General features: G+C 65.4%; 25 protein-coding genes and 1 pseudogene. 5 read left to right on the forward strand and 21 right to left on the reverse strand.

Features of this window, described 5'->3' with window-relative positions:
- The coding region (locus ACH34R_RS40235; RefSeq protein WP_397566969.1) for an integrase core domain-containing protein at positions 1-160 on the forward strand (160 nt) is incomplete at its 5' end.
- 172 nt (positions 161-332) lie between these two features.
- Here the strand turns inward: ACH34R_RS40235 and ACH34R_RS40240 are convergent.
- The 15 genes from ACH34R_RS40240 to ACH34R_RS40310 all read right to left on the reverse strand — a co-directional run bounded on the left by ACH34R_RS40240 (position 333) and on the right by ACH34R_RS40310 (position 11,575).
- Positions 333-1,364: a Gfo/Idh/MocA family protein gene (locus ACH34R_RS40240; protein ID WP_397566875.1), complete on the reverse strand. Its 1,032-nt coding sequence runs from the start codon at positions 1,362-1,364 to the stop codon at positions 333-335.
- Positions 1,361-2,407, reverse strand: a complete 1,047-nt coding sequence (locus tag ACH34R_RS40245; protein ID WP_397566876.1) for an aminotransferase class V-fold PLP-dependent enzyme — start codon at positions 2,405-2,407, stop codon at positions 1,361-1,363. The genes ACH34R_RS40240 and ACH34R_RS40245 overlap by 4 nt, the downstream gene beginning before the upstream one ends.
- Before the next feature lie 21 nt (positions 2,408-2,428).
- Positions 2,429-3,040, reverse strand: coding sequence for a PIG-L deacetylase family protein (locus tag ACH34R_RS40250; RefSeq protein ID WP_397566877.1), 612 nt, complete (start codon positions 3,038-3,040; stop codon positions 2,429-2,431).
- On the reverse strand, positions 3,037-3,876 hold the full coding sequence (locus tag ACH34R_RS40255; protein ID WP_397566878.1) for a 5'-3' exonuclease H3TH domain-containing protein: 840 nt from the start codon (positions 3,874-3,876) through the stop codon (positions 3,037-3,039). The genes ACH34R_RS40250 and ACH34R_RS40255 overlap by 4 nt, the downstream gene beginning before the upstream one ends.
- The gene (locus ACH34R_RS40260; RefSeq protein ID WP_397566879.1) at positions 3,876-4,934 is read right to left on the reverse strand and encodes a glycosyltransferase family 4 protein; all 1,059 of its coding nucleotides are present in this window, start codon (positions 4,932-4,934) and stop codon (positions 3,876-3,878) included. The genes ACH34R_RS40255 and ACH34R_RS40260 overlap by 1 nt, the downstream gene beginning before the upstream one ends.
- Entirely contained in the window at positions 4,928-5,452 is a 525-nt protein-coding gene (locus tag ACH34R_RS40265) for a phosphoribosyltransferase (protein WP_397566880.1), read from the reverse strand. The genes ACH34R_RS40260 and ACH34R_RS40265 overlap by 7 nt, the downstream gene beginning before the upstream one ends.
- Entirely contained in the window at positions 5,449-6,393 is a 945-nt protein-coding gene (locus ACH34R_RS40270) for a radical SAM protein (RefSeq protein WP_397566881.1), read from the reverse strand. Before ACH34R_RS40270 ends, ACH34R_RS40265 begins: the two co-directional genes overlap by 4 nt.
- Entirely contained in the window at positions 6,390-7,388 is a 999-nt protein-coding gene (locus tag ACH34R_RS40275) for a glycosyltransferase family 2 protein (protein WP_397566882.1), read from the reverse strand. The genes ACH34R_RS40270 and ACH34R_RS40275 overlap by 4 nt, the downstream gene beginning before the upstream one ends.
- Complete coding sequence (locus ACH34R_RS40280) at positions 7,385-7,813, reverse strand: DUF6884 domain-containing protein (RefSeq protein WP_397566883.1); 429 nt, start codon at positions 7,811-7,813, stop codon at positions 7,385-7,387. The genes ACH34R_RS40275 and ACH34R_RS40280 overlap by 4 nt, the downstream gene beginning before the upstream one ends.
- A complete protein-coding gene (locus ACH34R_RS40285; protein ID WP_397566884.1) occupies positions 7,810-8,337 on the reverse strand; it encodes a formylglycine-generating enzyme family protein in 528 nt (175 codons plus the stop codon). Before ACH34R_RS40285 ends, ACH34R_RS40280 begins: the two co-directional genes overlap by 4 nt.
- 13 nt (positions 8,338-8,350) lie before the next feature.
- The gene (locus ACH34R_RS40290) at positions 8,351-9,130 is read right to left on the reverse strand and encodes a reverse transcriptase domain-containing protein (RefSeq protein WP_397566970.1); all 780 of its coding nucleotides are present in this window, start codon (positions 9,128-9,130) and stop codon (positions 8,351-8,353) included.
- A 139-nt stretch (positions 9,131-9,269) separates the two neighbouring features.
- Entirely contained in the window at positions 9,270-9,953 is a 684-nt protein-coding gene (locus tag ACH34R_RS40295) for a 7-carboxy-7-deazaguanine synthase QueE (protein WP_397566885.1), read from the reverse strand.
- Positions 9,950-10,309, reverse strand: a complete 360-nt coding sequence (locus ACH34R_RS40300; RefSeq protein ID WP_397566886.1) for a 6-pyruvoyl trahydropterin synthase family protein — start codon at positions 10,307-10,309, stop codon at positions 9,950-9,952. The genes ACH34R_RS40295 and ACH34R_RS40300 overlap by 4 nt, the downstream gene beginning before the upstream one ends.
- The gene (gene queC, locus ACH34R_RS40305) at positions 10,306-11,019 is read right to left on the reverse strand and encodes a 7-cyano-7-deazaguanine synthase QueC (RefSeq protein ID WP_397566887.1); all 714 of its coding nucleotides are present in this window, start codon (positions 11,017-11,019) and stop codon (positions 10,306-10,308) included. Before queC ends, ACH34R_RS40300 begins: the two co-directional genes overlap by 4 nt.
- 25 nt (positions 11,020-11,044) lie before the next feature.
- Positions 11,045-11,575 carry an ATP-binding protein gene (locus ACH34R_RS40310; RefSeq protein ID WP_397566888.1) on the reverse strand — a complete coding sequence of 177 codons (531 nt, stop codon included), beginning with the start codon at positions 11,573-11,575 and terminating at the stop codon, positions 11,045-11,047.
- A gap of 223 nt (positions 11,576-11,798) precedes the next feature.
- On the opposite strand from ACH34R_RS40310, the gene ACH34R_RS40315 reads away from it, so the two are divergent.
- The 3 genes from ACH34R_RS40315 to ACH34R_RS40325 are packed head-to-tail and all read left to right on the forward strand — an operon-like array spanning position 11,799 to position 13,590.
- Entirely contained in the window at positions 11,799-12,359 is a 561-nt protein-coding gene (locus ACH34R_RS40315) for a hypothetical protein (protein WP_397566889.1), read from the forward strand.
- Entirely contained in the window at positions 12,356-13,186 is an 831-nt protein-coding gene (locus ACH34R_RS40320) for a hypothetical protein (protein WP_397566890.1), read from the forward strand. Before ACH34R_RS40315 ends, ACH34R_RS40320 begins: the two co-directional genes overlap by 4 nt.
- Positions 13,183-13,590 carry a GNAT family N-acetyltransferase gene (locus tag ACH34R_RS40325; protein ID WP_397566891.1) on the forward strand — a complete coding sequence of 136 codons (408 nt, stop codon included), beginning with the start codon at positions 13,183-13,185 and terminating at the stop codon, positions 13,588-13,590. Before ACH34R_RS40320 ends, ACH34R_RS40325 begins: the two co-directional genes overlap by 4 nt.
- A gap of 53 nt (positions 13,591-13,643) precedes the next feature.
- Here ACH34R_RS40325 and ACH34R_RS40330 read toward each other — a convergent pair.
- The 6 genes and pseudogenes from ACH34R_RS40330 to ACH34R_RS40355 form a co-directional block, all read right to left on the reverse strand.
- Positions 13,644-13,931: pseudogene (locus ACH34R_RS40330) on the reverse strand (tetratricopeptide repeat protein); the annotation flags it as partial.
- A 285-nt stretch (positions 13,932-14,216) separates the two neighbouring features.
- On the reverse strand, positions 14,217-14,477 hold the full coding sequence (locus ACH34R_RS40335; protein WP_397566892.1) for a hypothetical protein: 261 nt from the start codon (positions 14,475-14,477) through the stop codon (positions 14,217-14,219).
- A 109-nt stretch (positions 14,478-14,586) separates the two neighbouring features.
- Entirely contained in the window at positions 14,587-15,591 is a 1,005-nt protein-coding gene (locus ACH34R_RS40340; protein ID WP_397566893.1) for an NAD-dependent epimerase/dehydratase family protein, read from the reverse strand.
- Positions 15,592-16,103: 512 nt separating this feature from the next.
- The gene (locus ACH34R_RS40345) at positions 16,104-16,265 is read right to left on the reverse strand and encodes a hypothetical protein (RefSeq protein ID WP_397566894.1); all 162 of its coding nucleotides are present in this window, start codon (positions 16,263-16,265) and stop codon (positions 16,104-16,106) included.
- A 602-nt stretch (positions 16,266-16,867) separates the two neighbouring features.
- Positions 16,868-17,302 carry a very short patch repair endonuclease gene (locus tag ACH34R_RS40350; protein ID WP_397566895.1) on the reverse strand — a complete coding sequence of 145 codons (435 nt, stop codon included), beginning with the start codon at positions 17,300-17,302 and terminating at the stop codon, positions 16,868-16,870.
- Between the two features lie 36 nt (positions 17,303-17,338).
- The gene (locus ACH34R_RS40355) at positions 17,339-18,685 is read right to left on the reverse strand and encodes a DNA cytosine methyltransferase (protein WP_397566896.1); all 1,347 of its coding nucleotides are present in this window, start codon (positions 18,683-18,685) and stop codon (positions 17,339-17,341) included.
- A gap of 297 nt (positions 18,686-18,982) precedes the next feature.
- Here ACH34R_RS40355 and ACH34R_RS40360 point away from each other — a divergent pair, with 297 nt between their 5' ends.
- Complete coding sequence (locus ACH34R_RS40360) at positions 18,983-21,010, forward strand: ATP-binding protein (RefSeq protein WP_397566897.1); 2,028 nt, start codon at positions 18,983-18,985, stop codon at positions 21,008-21,010.
- The last annotated feature ends 338 nt before the right edge of the window (positions 21,011-21,348 follow it).

Here is a 21,348-nt window from a genome sequence, read left to right on the forward strand (position 1 = left end):
GCACAGCCTTGCCGACGTGGAACTGGCCACCGCCGAATGGGTGGCCTGGTTCAACACCACCCGCCTGCACTCGGCCATCGGACACCTCCCGCCCGAGGAGTTCGAGGCGATCTACTACGCTCAACACCACTCCAACGAAGTCCTAGCAATCAACCGCTGAGGTCTCCATCAAACCCGGGGCGGTTCAAAGTGCGCTCCCAACTGGGCCCACTCCTGGTCCATGAACCGACGTATGCGCTGGAAGTCGGTGAGACCAGGGTCGAAGGCATCGCCGAGATAAGTGGCCAGGCGCTGCCATGCCGTCTCAATGTCGGGATACGCCCTGGTCCACGTCACTTGTGTGACCTCGGTACGGTAAGGGCCGCGTTCGATTCCGCTGCCTGCCGGATGGCCTCTGTTACACGAAGAACGTGCAATGCCGATTCGCCGGATGCCTTGGATGGGCGTCTGCTGAGCATGGCGTCGGCGAGATCGAGAACGCCCATGCCGCGGCCGATCACCTCGAACTCGGCTGCTTCCTGCGGGAGAACTCGCCAGTTCGTCTCATCACGGCGGCGGACGCGTACGACACCCTCGTGGAAGTTCGGGTCGAGGAGGACCAACGTGCCTTCGGTCCCGTAGATCTCCAGGTGTGGACGGGTAGTCGCCTGAACGTCGAAACTCGTGGTCAGCGTGATGGAAACTCCAGTAGTGGTCTCCAGCAGCGCTTCGACGTGTGTCGGCGATGCAGTCGTGAACACCTCGCCGGACGGGCGGGTTCGGCAAGATCGGCTACGGCAGGTGGCACCGCGGACCTTCCCGATCGGGCCGAGCAGCGCGGTCAGAACACTCAGGTAGTAGGGCCCCATGTCGAGGAGCGGACCAAGATCGTAGATCGGCTGAGGGTTTGGGTGCCAGCGCTCCGGGCCTGGTGAAAGGAGAGCGCCTGTGCCGGCGATCGGTTCTCCGATGAGGCCGGAGGTGAGCGCCACGGCGGCAGTGTGCGTCGGCGGGGCGAGGAAGGTGTCCGGTGCCGCCCCCACGAGTACACCGGATCGCTCCGCCATGGCCAGCAGGGACTCGGCCTCTGCCACGGAGCCGGCAAGAGGCTTCTCCACGTACACGGACATCCCCGCTGAGATGGCGGAGGAGGCGACATGCGCGTGGTGTTCCGGTGGTGTGAGCACGAGTATCACATCGGCGTCGAGCTGCTGGAAAGGCGCGACGTACGAGATGCCGTGCCGGTCAGCGAACGCGCGGGCCCGATCAAGGTCGATGTCGGTGCAGGCCACGAGTTCGACGAGGGTACTCGGCCGCAGGGTGCTCGCGTACTCGTCGGCCACCATTCCGCAACCGGCGATGGCACAGCGAAGCCTGCGGCTCATGCTCGGGCACCTTCGATCGCACGGCCCAGTAGCTCTAGGAACTCCTCGGGGCGGTCGGTGTACGGAATCTGAATGTCCAGGTAGTGGTCCCAGGCGTTCGACGGTGTAGCCACAGGCCAGGCGGCGCAGGTATGTAGGTCGCCCGGCGTCGGCCGCCAGCAGCGCAAGTGAGCGAGCCGTGCCGCAAGTACTTCGGCGGCTGCCGGTGTGTCCAACCAGACGCCGACATGGGCGCCGTTGCCGGCGTCAATATCACTGGGAAGAACCATCCCCACTGCGCGCAGCAACTCCACGGCTGGGCGTTGGAGCGAGCGCAATCGCTCGACCAGTTTGTCCAGCCGATTGAGCTGCGGCAGGGCCAGGGCGGCCGAGATCTCTGGCATCCGGACGTTGCCCCGCCAGATCGGCGCGGATGTCCGTACGCGCGTATCTCCAGCCAGCGCGCGCATGCGCGAGACCAGCTCGGTGTCGTCGCACAGGGCAAGGCCGCCTTCCCCGGTCGCAATGACCTTGTACGCCTGGGTGGAGAAGAACGCCGCCGCGCCGTACGTACCGGCCCTCGGAACACCCCACGCCTGGGCACAGTCCTCGATCAGCGGGATGCCGCGCCGGTGCAGCTCCGCGGCGATCCGCGCCACGTCGCCCGCCAATCGGCCACGTAGATGAGCGATGACCACGGCCTTCGTGGCGGGCGTCAGCAGGCCGGAGAGGTCTTCAAGAGAAGGGGTTAGGTCTGCCCCGGTCGGTGCGATGCGCACCGATGCTCCGGTCGCGGTGACCGTCGCGCCGACCGACACCCACCCGAGTCCGGGGATCACCACCTCGTCACCAGGCCCTATGTCGAGCCCCCGCAGGATCACATCGAATGCCGCCGTGGCGCTGGCGGTCGCGATGGCATGTGCCCGGCCGGTTCGGGCGGCGACGGTGGCTTCGAGTCGCGGTACGTAGACGCCGCCGATCGACCCGAGGTGCCCAGTGGTGATGACCTGCCTGGCGAGATCGCTCTGAGTGTCAGCGGTGAGCAGGCTGTACTGGTAGAGCATCGTCGTGCGCCTCCGCTGGAGTCACAGGAAGTCGGATGCAGGAAGCCGTCCGAGCACCGGGACAGGAGTGAACGCCTCGCCGTACGCGGTGCCGATCCGGCCGCCGTGCAGCCGGGCGAGGTTCTCGGCCATCGGACCGAAGTGCTCGTCGATGGGCTGGGAGCGATGCACGGCGAGGGCGCGCATCTTCGTGGTGAAGGTCGTGCTGATGTCGATGATCGTGTGCGGAGCGGTGGGGCCGTCCAGCGACAGGCCGTTGTAGGACTCGCACATGTAGACCCGGCAGGGGCGGCCGGTGGCGATCACCGGCGCCGGGAGCGCGTCGAGAACGGCCAGGCACGCTTGCCGGTGATCCGGGTGGACGTCCCGGCATCCGTGGGTGATGACGACGTCCGGGCACAGCTCGGTGAGCAGTTCGGCGACGATCGTCGCAGTGACCTCGGGCAGGAGCCGCAGTGACGCACCCAGGACGGACGCACCGGCGGCGGCTTCGGCGTCACGTACCGGGTCGTGTGCCGGGACGGCGATGGTGACCTTCGCTCCGGCCTCGGCGTGCCGGGCGAGTGTGCCGCCCGCCCAGAGTTCGGCGTCGTCGGGGTGTCCCATGACGGTCAGGACCGACGGCGGGTTCACCACAGGCCCAGCTTCTCGACGATCTCGGCGGGAGTGGGGAGCGGTGGGCTCGCAGCGCCGCAGGGCCGGTACGGTACCGCCACGTCGGTCCGGACGCGGATCATCTCTCGCCAGGCCAAGACCTGGCCGAAGCCATCCCGCACTCGCTGTCCGGCGGCTCCGGCAAGACGGCCGGAGCCCGGCAGGTCTTCCAGCGCGAGGCCGTCGGCCAGCAATCGGGCGGCCGTGACCGAGCCGATCCCGCGTACGCCGGGGATGTTGTCCGACGGATCGCCGCACAGTGCCCGAAAGCACGGCCACTGACCAGGAGTGACGCCATAGCGCTCGATCACCTCGGGCGGGCCGATATGGCGCTTGCCCGGATGCATCGCGGTGTTCAGCACACGGACGTCATGGCCCAGAAGCTGGTAGAAGTCCCGATCGCCGGACATGATCAGCCGCTCGCGTCCGGGAGCCAGGCGCACGAGGGTGGCGATCGTGTCGTCGGCTTCGGCGTCGTCGATCTCTATCCAGGCGATGCCGTAGGCGTCCAGGCCGCGCTTGACGTCGGGCAGCGCGCGGATCGGCTTGAGCGCGGTCTCGTTGGTGACCCGGTTGGCCTTGTAGGAGGCGTCGGCCTGTTTACGCTCGGCCGAGCCGTACTCGCCGTCGAAGACGACGATCACTTCGGGCGGATCGGGGATCTCGTCGCGGATCGCCACCCGGAGCAGGGCGAAGAATCCGAAGACACCGGTGAGTTCCCGGGACTTGTCGCGGGAGTGGATCGGCGCGGGGAACCCGAAGGTCGCCCGGAACAGCAGATTGTGGCCATCGACCAGCAACAGTGGAACTTCCATCACCAGACCGCCTTCAGAAATGCTTCAGCGATTGTGGTGGGCCGGAAGTCCCGTGACCGGTAGTACGCAGCCCGTGACGTACGCAGGTAGGTTACCGCGTCGCTCGTGATCGCCGCAGCGGCTCGCCAGAGTCCGGCCGCTCCCATCGACCGCCGGACGATGATGCCGCCGGGGCCGATCAGTTCGGGGAGGTTGCCGACGTCGTAGGCGACGACGGGTGTGCCTACGCTCATCGCCTCCAGCGCCACGAGCCCGAAGGTCTCCGCATGCGAGGGCACGACGACCACCGCGGCACCCGCGAGCCAGCCCGGCACCTGACGCCAGAGGAGGCCGCCGGTTCGTACCGTTAGATGAGGGGCGCTGAGGCATCGGCGGACGATCTCGGCCTGCCCGCCCTGCTTGTCCTCGAACGGTGCCGAGGCCAGGACGACCTGCACGCGCCGGCCATCCGGCGGTGAGGAGGTCAGAAGGTCCTCCACTCCCTTCTCCGGCGCGGCCCGGGCCAGCACGCGGATGGGTCCACGTTGGCGCAGTCGCCCTCGCCGGGTGTCGTCGAGCCAGGCGCATTCGTCGTAGAGCAGCGCGTTCGGTACGACCTGCCATCGATGTGTGGGATAGCCACGCTCGGCCGCCTGGCTGAGCACGGTGGCCGAGGGCGCGATGACGGCTTCGGCCGACGCGAGCGCCGGGCCGAGGTCTTCGTCGTGGCCGACGACGTGTACGGCGAGCACCTTGCGCGCGGGGTGTACGGCCATCGCCCGGCCGAGACCCCACAGGGCATCGGTGTAGACAACGATGTCCACACTCCGCTGATCAAGGATCTTCGCGATCTCCTCCCGGAGCGCGGAGCCGCCGATGGCATGCCGCAACGTGGCATCGTCGGCGGGAAAGGACACAATGAGGTGGGTCAACCGGACACAGTCCGCCGAATCGGTGCCGCTCAGAATGAGCGTCTCGTGGCCGAGTTCGCGAAGGCCGGCGGCGAGGGCGGCCGTGGCGCGTTCGATCCCGGCGGGCGTGTCAGGCCGGTACGAAGCCAGCACGAACGCGATCACCATGACCGCACCCCGACCGCATCGGGCAGCCGACTGGTCTGCTGCCCAGGCGGAGTCTGTTCCCACGGGAAGATCACCCAGTCGGCGACCTCCCACACGTACAGGTCGGGCAGTTCGGGTGGTGCCCCCGCGTTACGGCAGAGCGTCACCGTACGAATCTCACCCTTGGGAAGGCCGGAGACCACGGCGGTGAGCGTCGCGCCGCTCCCGCAGATGTCGTCCACGACGAGGATCGGGCCGGGCGGGGGCTGGCGGACAGGGCTCAGGTCATAGGTCACCTCGCCGGTGGCGGGGATTCCGACCTCCTCGGAAGCGTTGTGGCGAGCCTCGACGATGACCACGACAGCCCCGGTCTCCGCGCCGATGGCGTACGCCGGAGCGCGCCCGCCGTTCGCGATCCCGACGACCATGCCCACGCTTCCGAAGCGCTCACGGGCTGCCATGGCCAGCAGGCGGGTGGCGACCCAGTACTGATCGGGGTCCATGCGCCAGACGGTGCGGCCCTCGAAGACCCTGCTCATGCGGACCCGTCCGGTCCGGTCAAGGCGAGGTCTGCCGGGCTGCGCAGCGGGCGCAGGGCGGAGATGTGCTCGGCCGGACGGTCGTTGCGCCACACCCGGCCGTCGGCCCGGATGACGGTGAAGCCGCCCGCGCCGCGCCGGGTGCGAAGCCGTACCGTGAGCTCAGGCGGCACGTCGAGCCGTTCGACGAGTGCGTGGGCTTCGTTGTCGCTCAGCATCTCCGCCGGTGGCAGCCGGGCGGCCTCGCCGATCGGGAGCATCTGCAGGAACGTGACGCCGGCGGCACCGAGGCGGTGCGCCAGGCGTACCAGGTCCTGCGCGAAAGCACGGCTGGACGCCATGAGCACGCTCTGGATCTGCACGCACAGACCGGCTGCGACGGCCTCCTTCACCCCGTCGATGGCGCGGCTGAACGATTCCGGCCCGCGCCACGCGTCGTGAACCAAGCTGCTCGGGCCGTCGAGACTGACCTTGACCGCGTCCACATGCCCGGCGAGCCGGCCGGCGCGGCGCTGGAGGTGCCAGCCGTTGGTGGTCACGCTGACCGTGCAGCCGCCTGCCGTCAGCTCGTCGGCCAGTTGAGCGAGGTCGGGCAGCAGGAGCGGTTCTCCGCCGGAGATGTCCACTCCCAGGACGTCCGTGCCCGCGATCAGGCGGGCGATCCGCCGCCGGTCGGCCGCCCCCAGTTCGGTGACGGACTTGTCGTCCAGGCAGTGCGGGCACTGAAGGTTGCAGCGGACTATCGGCGACCAGCAGACGCTGACCGGGACGGTTCCGCCGCAGGCAGCGGGATGTATGACGGGCCACCCGCTCGCCTCGGTCCCGTCTAGCTCCGCGCGGCCGGGAGGTAGAGCGCGAGGGGTGCGATGGGTGAGCCCGGTCGCTGGATCATGAACGAGCGTCGTTCCATCGCGTACGGCGACGGCGAAGGCTCGGATCACCTGTTCACCTCACATCGGGAGAGAAGCCGGAGCGTTTCGGCAGTGAAGAGGGCGGACCGCTGAGGTGGTGGCGCTTCCAGCAGGGAGCGGTAACGACGGAGCGTGGCGGGCCAGGACGCCAGCTTGGACTGCCAGAGAGCCGCGGCGTCGGGCGGGTCGAGATGGAACCCGGCGGCCTGCCGCACCGGGATGACCACCAGCCCGGCGGCGATCAGCTTCGCGCCCAGATGGGTGTCCTCCATGCCCCACCCGAGCCGGCCGAACTCCGGATCGAACCCGCCGACCTCGAAGAATGCATGCCGGGGCACGGCGAGCAGGGCGGTGACCACCATTCGGGGCAGGTCCCAGTCGTAGTAGGTCCGTCCGTATCCGAGGTCGATCAGGTCGCGCGTGTGTTCCAGGGGCCATCCGTCGATCGGTTCGTCCAGGACGATCCCGGAGTAGAGCAGCGGCGTGCCCACAGGCGGACGCCATCGGACCCGATGATCCTCGTAGATGTCCGGGGTGTCAGGGAGCGGCGTACCGTGGGCGACGTTGTGGCGGAAGCCCAGCAGTACGGCGGCGTCGTCGGCACGGGCCGCCAGGTCGGCGATCACGTACGGCGGGATGACCATGTCGGCGTCCATGAAGACGACCGTGCTCTGAGAGGCGGCGACCGCTCCCACGTTCCGGGCCGTGGCCGCGCCCCGATGCTCGGGCTGGCGGATCACCTGATCGACGTATGTGTGCCTGCGGGCGATGTCGGCGGTGCCGTCCGTGCTGCCATCGTCCACCACGATGATCTCTGGGGTGTGCGTCTGGACGGACAGGGCGTCGAGTACGGCGGGCAGGCAGTACGCGACGTTGTAGGCCGGGATCACCACCGAGGCGCACGGCCTGGTGGGCGTGGCGCCGGCCTCGTGCCAGCGGTGCCGGTTCTCCGCCTCGAATCGACTGGTGATCGGCCGGTAGTCGTTGTCCTGGCGGAGGAGCAGAGCGCGAAGGGAGTCGGTCACGGCCACCCCCATGTGTCGAGTACGACGGAGGCGGTCGCCCAGTCGCGCGGGTCGTTGACGAGGCGGACCCGGACGTTGCGCAGATGCTCCCGCACGATGTCCTGGTAGGGCGGCTCGGCGATGAGCAGGACGCCGGTCGGCGTGCCGTATCGCTCGAATTCCCGCGCCAGTACGGACCCTGCGTTCCGTCGCAGCTCAGAGGCCCGCTCGGGGGTGAGAGCCCGGTCGTACGGCAGGAGCGGCCGGTCGGCATCGATCAGGCCGTGCTCGGCCGACAGGATGCGCACCTGCCGACGCAGACCCTGACGCTGGCCGATGCGACGGCGCAGTTGCGGGATGCAGCCGCCCTCGTAGAGGTCGAGCGCGGGGACCGGGGTCGCGGTGTCCCGCTTGCGACGGGAACACCCGACAATCACGAGTTTCACAGGTCACGCACCACCCGGAAGCCGATGCCCGGCGATGCCAGTTCGACCGGAGCGGCGTTGAGGAAGGTGCATTGGGCGTACAGCGGCGGTGACGCGAACGAGCCGCCCCGGATGATCGCGCCGTCCCCCATCACGGTCGTGGCCGTCCACTCCCAGACGTTTCCCGCGACGTCGAGCAGCCCGAGCGTGGTTGCCCCTTCGGGACAGACACCGACGGGGCACGGACGCCCTTGGCCGGACTCCCGCAGGTTGGCCAGGTCGGGCCGCCAGGGCCGGTCGCCCCATGGGTAGAGCCGTCCCTCGGGCCCGGCGGCCATCCATTCCCATTCCACCGAGGTCGGCAGGCGTCCGCCGAGTCGTACGGCGATGGCGGCGGCCTCCCCGTGGCTGACTCTGGTCAGCGGGTGGTCATCGGCTCCCGTGATCGGAGTCGCCGTCCAGCGAAGGCTGCGGACCGGGACCCGGCGGCCCTGGTCGCCATACTCACAGCTACCGCCAGGCACGAATATCCAGGTCAGTGCCATTGTGATACCTCCTTCACCCGTCGATCAGGAATAGGTCCTCGGCGCACGCCGAGGTTCTGATGCGGCTCTTGCGGGGGTTGGCGGCGAGGCCGATGTTCTTGAGGGCGCGCCCGATGCGGTTCATCGCCTGCCTCGCTTCGGCATGGCCGGCCGTGAAGGCGCAGTAGTTGTCCACGAAGCGCACGATCCGCAGATCGGAAAGAAGCCGGTCGGCCGGAGCCAGCCGCAGGTTGATCAGGGTCGGTGCCAGCCCTGTACCGGGCACCAGCGGGTACGGCAGGCCGGACAGGGCAGTGCGGAACCGGTCCAGAAATTTGCTGTCATGGACATGTTCGGCCAGCCAGTCGGTGACCTCGTCGGCGTTCGAGCCCTCGGACACGCGGGCGACGTCGACGTCGGCCACCCAGGTGAACCCTTTGTCGATGTACGTCATGGCCTGCCGTAGGGCGGTCAGCCGGTTCCGCCGCGGCCGGTAGCCGGACACCCAAGGGGCGAGGACACCGCCTTCGAGGATGTGGTCGATCGCGTTGCGCATCGCCCGGTGTACCAGGCGGTCCTCAACCGTCGGGATCACGCACATCAGTGGCCTGCCCGTGTAGGTCAGGATCGAGTTGGCCCGAAGCGGCGCCGGTCGCCAGCTCCCTTCGCGCAGGGCCACTGCCAGCCGTGGAATCCGTACGGCGGCGGCTCTGCGGTAGTCACCCCACGTCACGCCGTCAGTCCCGGGAGAGGAACAGCGACGGCCGCACTGCCGAAGCGCCCGGACGAGATGGACCTCCCCGAGAAACGGCATCAGCGAGTGAGCCTGAGGGAGTACGCTGGTGCTCGCCTGAGCGGCAGGAACGATCCCGGCTTCCCCTTCGGACACTGGCCTGCAACCCAGCACGCGCGGCCCGGGAAGCCCGGAAAGACGGCCCCGCTCAGGTCTGGTCTCAGCGGACACTTGTCCCCTCCAGCAGGATGTGCAGGCGGGTGCTCAGATTCCAGCGCCGGGCAAGGATCTCGTCCGCCATCTCCCGCATCACCGTCAGCACCTGTGGCGAGCTGGTCGCCTGTGGCATGACCCAGATCGGCACGAGGCCGTGCTTCTCCTCCAGCCTGGCGATCTCTTTCAGATCGGCGAGGCTCTCCACGACGAACTTGAACGCCGCGCGCCCCGAGCTGACGAACATGGCGAGCGCGTCGGGCTTGATCCGCTTACCTTCCGGGATGCCGGAGTTCGCGAGCTTGGGAGAGACGTTCCACTGCCGCACCGCGTTGAGCAGCCCGCGCGAGGGCACGATGGTGCCGTTGGTCTCGATCTCGACCCGCCGTCGGTTGGCGCGGAACATGTCGGCCAGCCAGACGAGCCGATCTTTCTGAAGCAGCGGCTCGCCGCCGGTGATCACGACCAGCGGTGCGGGGATCGCGAGTACTTCGTGCAGCGCTTGCGCGTCGGTCATCCGGCGGGTGATGGCGGTCAGGTCATGGCGGCTGGCGTCCCAGGTCTCGGGGGTGTCGCACCAGGTGCAGGTCAGATTGCACCGGCTCAGCCGGAGAAAGGCGGCGAGCTGTCCGGCCGAAGGCCCTTCTCCCTGGAAGGTGGGGCCGAAGATCTCGGTGACGAGAAGGCTCACGGCTCCTCCCGGTACTCGGCCCAGGTGAACGGCGTTTCCGAGACGCGAACCGCGCGCAGCAGGTGGGCGACGGGCAGGTTGTCCGAGCACCACCTGTAGAGGCGTCGTGCGAGCCGTTCGCAGGTCGGTTGCTCCAGGACGTCGTTGAGGCAGCGGTGGTCGTAGGTGTCCGCCAGGTGGTCCCGTACCGGGGTCAGCTCGCTGAAGTCCGCGACGAAGCCGTAGGGGTCGAGTTCCTGCGCGGTCAACTGGATTTCGACCACGTAGTTGTGCCCGTGGTCCCTGCGGCACGGGTGGCCCTCGGGCAGCAGGTCGAGCCGGTGGCTGGCGCTGAAGGCGAACCGTTTCGCGATCACATACACGGCGTCTCCGGGTTTTCGTAGTCGGTGGGGTCGGGGACTTGTGCCAGGACGAACGCCTCCTTGCGCTCGGTGCAGGTACCGCACCGGCCGCAGTGCCGCGGCCCGCCCGCGTAGCAGGACCAGGTGTCGGCGAACGGGACGCCCAGGTCCGCGCCGAGTCGAACGATGTCCGCCTTGGTCATGTCCATGAACGGCGCGATGACCTGGAGACCGCTCACCGTGAGACCCTCGTTGGCCACGGCGGCCATGCGCCGATAGGCGTAGAGGAAGGACGGCCGACAGTCCGGGTAGATCGGGTGATCGCCCGCGTGCGCGCCGAAGGCGACGGTGTCGGCCTTGACGGAGATGGCCAGGGCTACGGCGATGTCCAGCAGCAGGGCGTTCCGGTTCGGCACCACCGTGACGCGCATGGAATCGTCGGTGTAGTGACCAGCCGGGACCGTCGCCTGCTCGTCGATGAGCGCGGTCCCGGACAGGACCGGCCTGAGACCGCGCAGGTCGAGGATGACGCATTCGGCGTCGAGTGCCTGCGCGAGCGCGGTCAGCCGGGACAACTCGACCCGGTGGCGCTGGCCGTAGTCGATACCGAGCAGGGTGAGCCGGCCGGTGCCCTTCGCCTGAAGCCAGTAGGCCAGCGTGGTGGAGTCCAGGCCACCGGAGGACACGACAACGGCGTGCCCGGCCTGGCGTTGGGTGGTGATCATGGTTGTCCTCCCCGAGCGGGTGAAGTCAGGAACGACCGCGCATGCGGGCCACTCGAACGGCGGCCCAGGAACGGAAAAGTCTGCGCCTGCGCACAGGGACTCGGGCCGCTGAAGGGAGTGCGAAGCCGACCGCCTTGCCGGGAATGCCGGTGTCGCACGTCGTTGCGGGGTAGACGCCACAGCGCCCCCTGGAGAGCTGATGGACCATGAGAAGTCCTCGGCCGCTCTCCTGAAACCACATGGCGCACGGGTCGAAGCCGCTCATCCCGCGCAGCAGGCGGGAGACCACGCGCAGTTCGGGATCGCCGTCGGTGATCTCGCACCAGGCGGGCTCGCCATTGGTGGCCGCGATCCGTAGGGCGTACGGCGGGCGGGCGTGTGTTTCCGCCTTGGCGGCGAGTTCGGCTATCGCGATCTCCGCGTCACCGATTTCCTCGTCATCGATACCCGCCTGCAGGAGTACCTGGCGGACGGCGGTCCGGGCCTGGTGAGCGGCGGAGCCGGGCAGGAGTGCCTGCACGAGAACGTAGTGATGGGGCCGGGTGAAAGGTTCCACGGCGTACCTCCGGGTCTTTCTGCGACCGGACTCATGGCGGTCGCGAACTCCGGCACCCAGTGGATCAGGATGATTACTCTGAGTGAATAGATTCGTAGTGTGAAGGTCATGAAGCTTCCGACCACTGCGTGAAGGTCGTGAAGGTGGCCCACTTTCGGCCCAAGTGCCGTTCGTGGAGCCGTAAACCCGGGGTTACCGTCGCATCAGGCAAGGAGGGGCTTTGATGACAGAAGCACCCACGGCACTCGCCGAGCTCCTGCAGCGAGCCGGCATGAACGCGCGACAGCTCGCCGCCGCCGTCAACGCCTGGCTGGAAGGGCGCGGCCTCAGCTCCCGTCGCATCGACCCCACCGCTCCATATGCGTGGGTGCGGCATGGCTACAAGCCGTACGAGCCGCTGCCCTCCGTGGTGGCGGCCGTATTGTCCGATCAGCTCGGGTACGCGATCCCCGTGGACCAGATCTGGCCCGGTCGTTCGGCGACCGCCGTATACGCGGCATCCGGCTTCGGGAAACGAGGGACCACAGACGACGCGCTGCGGTCGCTGTGCGAGTTGACGACGGTCAGCGCCGGAAAGCACACCGACATCACCGCCGCCTCGGGGCCCGACCTGGCTGCCGCCGTTCTCGACGGGCTGCGTACGACCGCGACCAAAGCCCACCGCACTGCGAGCCGCGAACGCGTGCTGGCTCCCCAAGCCCGCCTGATCGGCGCCCACGTCACCGCGATGCCGCCAGGCTCGACGACCGGCACGGCGGCGGCCTCGTCAGCCTCAGATACGTGACGAGCGAGCTACGCAACATCCTGGACCTGATCCAGGCCGCGGACTACGTACCCGCCGTAGGGCACGAGCTGATGACCATCGCCGCCGACCTCGCCCAGCTCGTCGGCTGGATGCACTTCGACGCCCACCGGTACGGCGCGGCCGAACGCTACCTGCTGCTCAGCGAACGCATCGCCCGAGGAGCCGGCGAATCCGGCCGCGCCGCGAACGCCATCGGCATGCTCGCCTACATCTCCGCATTCGCCGGTCACGGCCGGGCGGCCGTCCACATCGCCGAGGCGGCCGAGCGTTCCTGCCCCGCTGACCCGGTACTCCGGGCCAGGATCACGGGCCGCACCGCCACGGCGGCAGCCGCCGCAGGCGACCTCGCCGCCTTCCGCGAGGCATCGGACAAGGCGCGCGAACTGCTCGCCTCCGCCTCCCACGGCACCCTGACATACCTGTACTACCTGGAGCCCGCCCAGCTCATCGCCGAAGCCGGGCAGGCGCTCGTCGTCCTCGGCGAGCAGGCGACCGTGTACCGCAAGCGACTGCTTGGCGAGGCGATCGAGCTGCTGGCTCCTATCTCGCAGGCTGGGGCCCGGCCGGACTATCCCCGCTCGGCACTGCTGCACGGCGTGTTCCTGACCAAGGCCTATCTGCTCAGCGGCGAGCTGGAGGCAGCGGTCGGCGCGGCGCGGGCCGCCCTCACCCGGTTGAGCGAGGTCCAGTCGATTCGGGGAATCACCTATCTACGGCGGCTGCGTCCCGCTTTCGCCCGGCGCGGTCGCTCATTGGTCGTGTCCGAGTTCCTTCCCGAGTTCGACAAGGCACTGATGCAGCAATGACCAACCTGGACCACTTCGCCCTACGCCCGCGCAACTACGACCACCCCCACGCCGCCCGCCTGGTCCGCGCCCTGTTCGACGACCAGACCCAGCGCTACGGCTACGCCGACCCCTTCGAGGCCGACCCCGCCGGCTACACCCCGCCCCAGGGACTGTTCCTCGTCGGCTACCTCGATCAAACCCCGGTCGCCTGCGGCGGCTACCGCACGTACGATGCCCGCACCCGCACGGTTGAGATCAAGAAGATGTACACCCTGCCGGAACTGCGTGGGCACGGGCTGGGCGAGCGGGTCATCACCGAACTGGGAACGGCATGCGCGCGAGTCCGGGGCGCGGCGATCCATTTTGGAGACCGGCGTACGCAACATCGCCGCCCTGGCTCTGTACGCCGGGGTTGGCTATGAGCCGACCGCGCGTTATGTCTGTGGTCGTGATCCGGCCATCAACCGCGCCTTCATCAAGGACCTTGCCGGCTGTCCCGCCATGCCCTAAGTGGGCATCTGGTCTTGTCTGACCTCCGGTTCAGGTACCGCCCCAGGAGGGGGAGTTCTCGCCGGTGTTGCGGCGGATCATGAGGTCGATTAGGGCGATGTGAATCATGGCCTCGGAGCGGTCGGGATGTTCTTCGTAATCGCGGGTCAGGCGGGCCCTGGACCGTCTTTGTCAGCGGATGATCATCACCCAGCACCCGTATGCAAGCGCTCAGCGTCCGCTCCAATAGGGGGATGGCTCGGTTCAGATCTCCTGCTGCCCATAGGGGCCGGCGAGGTTATTGCGTGAGGTCAGGGTGTCGATCGCCGTCGCCCTCGATCCGGTCGCGGTCACCGGCGCCGTGATGGCCTGCTCGCCCGGCAGGCGAGGGCCGACGGTGGAGGGGACGGGGATGACGATGCGGGAGTGGGTCTGCCCTGCGTATGGGCCACCCCCTTCGGCGGGGGTCACCGGTTGTGGGTGATGGTCGCGTCGTCTCCGGTGGAGATCATGCCGGAGTTGTCGCCGCCGATGGCGATCGCGCCGGTGCCGGAGGCGGTCATGCCAGGCGGTGGCGGGTCCTGCTGCGGTGGTGTGGCAGGCGATGAGGAGGGGGAGGATTGGATGTGGGGTGGGTGGTGATCAGCCCGATGATCGCAGTGGCCAGCCCGGCCAGCGCGGCTGCCAGGCCGAGCGCGCTGGTTAGGGTATCGGCGTCGGCTAGACCGACGCGTGCCAGGTAGATACCCGTTCCGGCCAGGGCGGTCCCCGTGATCGGGGTACTGGCCCAGATCAGCACACGTCTGCGCATGGCCTTCATCTCGACCCACCACGGTGATTACTCAAGGTGAATGAGACGCGACGCGTCGGATGCATCGAACGTACCCGATGTCGCGATCGGGTTCGACTTCGCAGCAATCGCCAGAAGCTCATAGATAAGCTCTGACCAACTCGGCCTCCCGTTCGACACTGATTCCATGCTCGGCGAATCGTTCGTGAATGACGGGAACGCCGCCACCTTGTAGCCAGTGCCAAGTAGCAGCGACCGTCTCTCGCAGCGATCGGCAGGTAAGCCCCGCCTGCTGGGCCTTGTCGGTGCTCATCGCCCATGCGGTCGGCAGCGTCCTCCAGAGGGGGATCTCTGTCCACTCCCGAACCCCCTGCTGGGCGAGCCATGCTTCATCGGCCCACACGAACTCGGCCGTCGATCCGGTCACCTCTCTGCACACGCACAGGAGATCCCCGAAGGTGTCCCGGCCGATCGGCGCGGCGACGTTGAAGGGGCCGGTGGCGCTGGCGGCGATCATGTCGAGGGTGAAGCGGGCGACGTCACGAACATCGACCGGCTGAATGGCCCTCTCGGGCGGTGCGGGTGCGAGAACGTGACCGCCCCGGCTGATTCGGCTCAGCCACCAGGGCAGACGGCCTACGTACTCGCCGGGGCCGAGGATCACGTGGGGGCGGATGAACAACGCCCTGTCGCCGAACTCCCGGCGGACCGCCAGCTCGCAGCCGACCTTGAGCGGCCCGTAGGCATCTGGATCCCACCGCCGCGTGCCGGGGTCCAGGTCGGGATCACCGTCCCAGAGGGGCGAAGACTCATCCACCGGCTGGTACGGCCAGTCCCGGTAGACCGAGATGGTGGACATGAAGACGTAGCGTTCTGCGGCAGAGGCGAGTGCCCGCGCCACGTTGCGCACCACGGCAGGTATAGCACCAGCGACATCCACGACCACGTCCCAAGGCCCATGAGCCGCGAGCCGGACGAGATCCGCAGCATGCTCCCAGTCCCCGCGAACGAGAAGGGGCCCTTCTGGAGCGCCGGCGCTACGGCCCCGGTTGAAGAGAGTGACCTCCCACCCCCGCCCTATCGCGTCGGCGACCACCGCCCGGCCAACGAACCATGAGCCACCCAGGATCAGTATGCGCACCACGTCATGATGCCGGTTGGGCCGCAGCGTGGCCTACTGGCTATGTCGATGAGTTCGAGGGCCGATGTTCGTGAGGGTCGAGTCAATACACGCGCTCGTTGATCAACTCGATGAGCTCGGAGGCCGAGGCGAGGAACTTCGGCGGAGGTCTCCATGCTGGCGTGGCCGGGCACCGCCTGTACACCTTCGCCAGTGGCGGCTAAATCCGCATCGGCCTCAAACAAAGCCGCAACCACACCACTGTCTGCTGGTACGAGGTCAAAGACCTCGGCCTGTAGCGCGCGCAGGCCCTCTGCAGAGTTCCCGCGGTGAGGCCGCGTCGAGCCTGCCCCAACGGTGCGAGTTCACCCGGACGCTGAGCTGTGATGCGCCATCGTGCGGCCCGGCGTGGCAAGTCGCCTACGAACTACCTGCGCGCTACCTAGCCCATCCTGGCTCTGGCCGCCGACCAGCCGCAGGCATCCACTGAGCCTCCCGGCTGCGTGCGCAGCCATCCTCGTACTGGGCACCTCCAGTCAGCCGTGCCCGGCGGCTGTCTCGGCAAGCCGGGTGAGGTGACGGCCTTGGACGTCCGCGTGCCGTACGCGCCAGCGCAACCGCAGCCACACGCTCAACAAGGCGCATGTGTGCGCCAGGGCGATCGAGGCGATTGTGACCATTGCTGTGATCACGTCCATGCGGTGGGTGTTCCTTGAGATCCGCGGACCCGAGGCCTGGGTCCCTTCACCAGATAAGAGCCCAGCCGAGCCGCTTGCATGAACTCCAGAGCCAAAGAATTTTCCCCACGCGAGTTTCCATACCGCAGAAGGCATTGAACTGCCTGGCCCGCGGCGGGACTGCGTGGCGGCGTGCACGGTGAGATAGAGCGAGACACGGAACAGCCGGAGGGGTGGCGAGCATGGCCGAAGCCATCCAGACAGACCAAAACGGGCGCCTCCAAGAGGCGCCCGAGGACGTAGATCTTAAGCGTGCCCCCTGTAGGAATCGAACCTACGCACCCGGCTCCGGAGGCCGGAATGTATCATGGCCTTCACCTGGACGTATGCCCAGAATGCGCTACGCCTGCACGCGACTGGTACGTGACCAGAGCCTAATACATCCTGCAAGGCAGGAGGTACCGCCACCATCACATCCCTGACGCTGCTAGGTCAGCGTTCCGAGCTACCCGATGCCCTACACGATTTCCCAGCGTGACTATCTGAGGACCACGACGGCCAAGGCCGGAGTAACGCAAGCTTGCCGGCTCTGGCCGACCAAAGGTCATCAATCTCCCCAGAGACTAGATGCGACCCGCTTCGCGCACCAGGACCGCAATCATACTTGCCGCCTCCACTACGTTTTCATGTTCCCACACACGGACAACATGCCAACCTGCATCCGCCAACAGCTGGTTGGTCTCCGTATCACGCTCACGCGTCCTGTTTATTTTTTCCGCCCAGAAGTCGGCGTTCGCAGCAGAGACTGTGTGGTGCTCCGGGCATCCATGCCAGAAGCAGCCATCCATGAAGACAGCGACTTTAGCCTTAGTGAACACTATATCTGCCGTCCGGCGAACCCCAGCAAGGGGACGATATGAAACACGATAACGTAGCCCCAATGCATGCACCGCGCGCCGAAGGGCAAGTTCGGGCTTAGTATCACGACTCTTGTTGGCTCGCATCCTCGTACGGACACGCCGGTTGGAAGCCCATGACTTTTCGCTTGTCACTGCCATCAACTCTAACAGAATAAAGCTCAGTACGTCCTGAAGCTATTGAGATTCCGTGGCACTTGCCACCTGAAGCTTAGCCTGTTCAAGTTTTTGCCTGGCCATAGCCACGCGCTTATCTACAGCAGGCAGGTACTCAACTTCGGACTGACGTCCGACCAATCCGGCGAGAGCAAGCCCATGAAGATAGGTAAAGCGCGGCGGCACAGCCTCTCCAATCATATCACGGACGTTGGTGGCACCCCAGCGCCTTAGTGCATCGCCCCAGTTAAAATCGTGAGGTATTGTTTGCAAGTGGGCGCACTCACGAGGACTGAGAAGCCTATTTTCCCATGGATGAATGGTAAGGTCACTACCAATATGGCCGCTTGCGGTTGTGATCGTTGCGGACGGGGTATCGCTCCTCATGCGCCGATAGCTGCTGTTCCGAAATCCTTTCACTAGGCTCCACTCGCCTTCTCTGAGCACTGTAGGTCGTAGCAGCCTAGTCCCACACTGGTGGCAGGTTGCACGATCTCGGTCTGCTACGTCGGCGACACATGACGGGCATATATCGTTTTCCCAAGCACTTCGCCCACTGTCTGGGGGGATAGCTGCAACCATCGGATAGCGATGGTCGGTCCACACAGGCACGAAGTGCATCGGATCGCTAACGTCTCGGGCAGAGTCGGGATCTTTGGCATCAAGCGGTCGCGCATCCAAGTACTTCAGTGCCTGGCGCAATGACACTGGAGGCTCTGCACCATACTCGGCCGCATGCGTAGGGCTCGGAAATGGAACAAGGCCGCTTTCCCTCAACCAATCAACGCCTTGCTCCCCCTTACGAACGAGTGTCAGAAAGGCCCGCTTCCGAAACTGAGGAACGCCGTAGTCGGCAAGGTCCGCTAACACGGGGTATACTCGATAGCTTCTCGCCAACGAGTTTATGAGAAGTAGTGCCGCAGAGATTGGCTTAGCCGTCTTAGGATCCCGTACAGAGCGCGTCAAGAACGCTGGCACGTTCTCTACAACGATAATTCTAGGCTTGAGCGCTCTTGCCACATTGACAATGACGGTGACCAGCAAATTGCGAGGATCACGGCTTCCAGCGTCTGCATCACTCTCTCGGCCTCGCCCGCTTCGCGCTGAACTCATGCCCTGACACGGTGGACACGCAGCAAGAAGGGCAGGCGGGGAGTCATGAAGGCTCTTGTAGGTTTTTACAACCTGCTTCCAAGTAACTCGCAGGTCTCCTGGAATACAGGTTGACTCAGGATGATTAAGTTGCGCCACCTCAAGCCGCCGCCAATCAAGCTCGGCCATAACATCGAATCGAAAGCCAGCTTGCTTAAAGCCCAAATCTCCGACCCCACAATTGCTAAATAGGCTAACCGCACTCAGGGGACTCATTGACTATTCCGATTCGTTCTGACGCAAAGCCGTAGGCCTGCGCGGTGCTGGCGCGCTACCCTACTGCAACCTCACAGGAGAGCAGGCTTCGTCAGTTCAAGATCTTATACGGGTGCCCGCGTTAGCGAAAGAGGGCTAGCCTACAGCGTCTCGGTGCTTCAGACTCAGAGACGAGGCTGAGCCTGCCCAGGACAGCCCTGGACGAAGAGATGCCCCAGCGCCTCGTCTCGGGCAGGAGCAAAGGGGACGATGATCAGTTCGAGGGGCCCTTCATAGGGCAAAGCGGAGGGATGTGCAATGACAGGAGAGATCGGCCCAAGTCGGCATGAGCCGTATGTTATGCGGATCAGTCGGTTGACAGTCGACAAACTAGGCATCAAGATGTACGACCGCGTATCCGCCGTACTGGCGGAGCTTATTGCGAACTCGTACGATGCAGATGCGGAGCGCGTCACTATCACATTGCCATGGAACACCTATCTGAAATCCCGGCCGGGCCAGCCGCCCGTCGGGCCATTTGAGATCACGATAAGCGATGACGGCCATGGCATGACTGCTAGCGAGGTCAATACACATTACCTCACGGTTGGGTCCGACCGACGCCAACGTTTCCGGAAAGATACCTCTCTGCGCAAGCAGCGGCCCGTTATGGGGCGGAAGGGCATAGGGAAGCTAGCGCCGTTCGGAATTTGTGAGACAATTGAAGTCATATCAGCCGGCGGCGAGCAGGGTGATCGTGGATTCCAGGTTGCGCACCTAGTTCTTTCGCTAAGCGAAATCCTTTCCGACACCGATGAAGAGTATCTCCCTACGCCCGGCGAGCTTGACGGTACCTGGGCAGCCGACCATGGAACCACGATAAAACTTCGCGATTTCCATCGCAAACGAGTTCCTAGCAAGGAAGAGCTCGATCGGCAACTTGCAGCACGATTCGGGCTTGAGCGCAGCGATTGGCAAGTTCAGATTTTCAACAGCTCAACTCACGATGGGCAAGGGCATGTCCAAGGCTCCGACTCATTTATCCTCGGGCGCCTCAATATCGACGTCTTCGATGAGACCCGCATCATAGTCGATAACCGCCCCATTCCGACCGACCAAGGCGTATACCTTCCGGTAACAGGGTGGGTTGCCTATGCCAAGTCGCCGTATAAGGATCCCGCTATGGCAGGTGTGAGAATATTTGCCAGAGGGAAGATTGTGGCACAGACCCGCGACTTCGGAATCGGAGCCGGTTTCACAGGTGAATACAAGCTTCGCTCCTACTTGGTGGGCGAGGTACACGCCGAGTGGTTAGATGACAACGAAGACCTTATTCGGTCCGACCGGCAGGACATCATTTGGACCTCGGAGCTCGGCGAAGCGTTCAGCGCATGGGGGAAGACTCTAATAAAAGAGGTTGCCGCGAACAGCGAATCGGCAATCCAGCAAGAAACCTGGCGCGAGTATGTGGAAAAGTCCAACTTACAACAGCGCCTTGAGCAAGAGGCCCCAGGGGACCAGAACTTCCATGAATCGGTCACAAGAGCGGCGAAGATTCTCGTTACCAATAAGGACCGAGAGGCTTTACAGGACCAGGACCATGTCGACCGACTTACGAAGCTAGCCCTGTCTATCGGCCCTCACAAAAGTCTGCTTGACGCTCTGCATAGCGTAGCAGCCGACAACGATAATACACTCGATATGTTGATTGGGCTGTTCGACAAAGCCCGGATCGCCGAGATGTATTCGCTCGGCCAGGTTGCCTCGGAGCGAATCGCTGTCGTCAAGAAGCTCACTGGTTTCATAGAGGATGGCACCACCCTGGAGCAGCCATTACAAGAGCTATTGGAGCAAGCTCCTTGGATTCTCGCCCCCGAGTGGACCCCTTTGGGAACCAACGAATCTCTTAAGCGCGTTCGAGGGTCATTTGAAGCATGGTACAAGAAGAAGTACGGTCGCGCTATAGTCACAACTGCGATTAACAGAGAACGCAAAGAGCCCGACTTCGTGATGCTCCACGACTCCGGCATTCTTTGGATTGTAGAGATAAAGCGCATGAACTATCATCTATCCGATGCCGAGTACCAGAGGGCCTTGCAGTATCTCGTCGATCTTGAGGCGTTTTTAGACGAAAACCCTACACTTGGAGATCAATTTCCGATAAGGCGGCTGACCTTTGTGGTGGACCACATCGATCGACTCAGTGTCGTGTCCACTTCCTCTATGGATGCCGATCGGCGAGTAAGCCGTAAAGGCTGGCACGAACTTCTCGATGACACCTTACGCGCACATCGCGATTTTCTTGCTCGCGTCGCCGAGATGAAAGCTAGCGGGACATACATCTAGCATCCCGGACAAGGAGCGCCGCCATCAGCCTCGCGCCCGCCGAGCCTACTACCAGCGGCAAGGCAGCAGAGATCACTAAGCGCCGCTAGATTACTAGCGGAGCGTAACGATTACAACACTAGAACTCATCTCGCTACTTCCGCAGAATTCACAGAATGCAAGACTGCCGCAGTCACACTGTCGGCAAGGCCACAGCTATCCCCAACGGGACCGCAGTATCGCAGCTTTTTCTGCAAAACGTTCACCGGTATGCCTTCAGCAACCCTACTGCGGCCCTAGTCCTTGTTTTCTGCGGGGACGCCTCTCACAGCGGAAGGCCCTAGGCCTGCCTGCCAGAC

The sequence above is a fragment of the Spongiactinospora sp. 9N601 genome (assembly GCF_044326295.1).
Taxonomy (GTDB): domain Bacteria; phylum Actinomycetota; class Actinomycetes; order Streptosporangiales; family Streptosporangiaceae; genus Spongiactinospora; species Spongiactinospora gelatinilytica.

Bases quoted from the DNA above. Each gene is read 5' to 3' on its own strand.
- ACH34R_RS40240 (WP_397566875.1), bottom strand. From the start codon at position 1,364: ATGAGCCGCAGGCTTCGCTGTGCCATCGCCGGTTGCGGAATGGTGGCC.
- ACH34R_RS40245 (WP_397566876.1), bottom strand. From the start codon at position 2,407: ATGCTCTACCAGTACAGCCTGCTCACCGCTGACACTCAGAGCGATCTC.
- ACH34R_RS40255 (WP_397566878.1), bottom strand. From the start codon at position 3,876: ATGGAAGTTCCACTGTTGCTGGTCGATGGCCACAATCTGCTGTTCCGG.
- ACH34R_RS40260 (WP_397566879.1), bottom strand. From the start codon at position 4,934: ATGGTGATCGCGTTCGTGCTGGCTTCGTACCGGCCTGACACGCCCGCC.
- ACH34R_RS40265 (WP_397566880.1), bottom strand. From the start codon at position 5,452: ATGAGCAGGGTCTTCGAGGGCCGCACCGTCTGGCGCATGGACCCCGAT.
- ACH34R_RS40285 (WP_397566884.1), bottom strand. From the start codon at position 8,337: ATGGCACTGACCTGGATATTCGTGCCTGGCGGTAGCTGTGAGTATGGC.
- ACH34R_RS40290 (WP_397566970.1), bottom strand. From the start codon at position 9,130: ATGCCGTTTCTCGGGGAGGTCCATCTCGTCCGGGCGCTTCGGCAGTGC.
- queC (WP_397566887.1), bottom strand. From the start codon at position 11,019: ATGATCACCACCCAACGCCAGGCCGGGCACGCCGTTGTCGTGTCCTCC.
- ACH34R_RS40315 (WP_397566889.1), top strand. From the start codon at position 11,799: ATGACAGAAGCACCCACGGCACTCGCCGAGCTCCTGCAGCGAGCCGGC.
- ACH34R_RS40325 (WP_397566891.1), top strand. From the start codon at position 13,183: ATGACCAACCTGGACCACTTCGCCCTACGCCCGCGCAACTACGACCAC.
- ACH34R_RS40335 (WP_397566892.1), bottom strand. From the start codon at position 14,477: ATGAAGGCCATGCGCAGACGTGTGCTGATCTGGGCCAGTACCCCGATC.
- ACH34R_RS40345 (WP_397566894.1), bottom strand. From the start codon at position 16,265: ATGGACGTGATCACAGCAATGGTCACAATCGCCTCGATCGCCCTGGCG.
- ACH34R_RS40350 (WP_397566895.1), bottom strand. From the start codon at position 17,302: ATGGCAGTGACAAGCGAAAAGTCATGGGCTTCCAACCGGCGTGTCCGT.
- ACH34R_RS40355 (WP_397566896.1), bottom strand. From the start codon at position 18,685: ATGAGTCCCCTGAGTGCGGTTAGCCTATTTAGCAATTGTGGGGTCGGA.
- ACH34R_RS40360 (WP_397566897.1), top strand. From the start codon at position 18,983: ATGACAGGAGAGATCGGCCCAAGTCGGCATGAGCCGTATGTTATGCGG.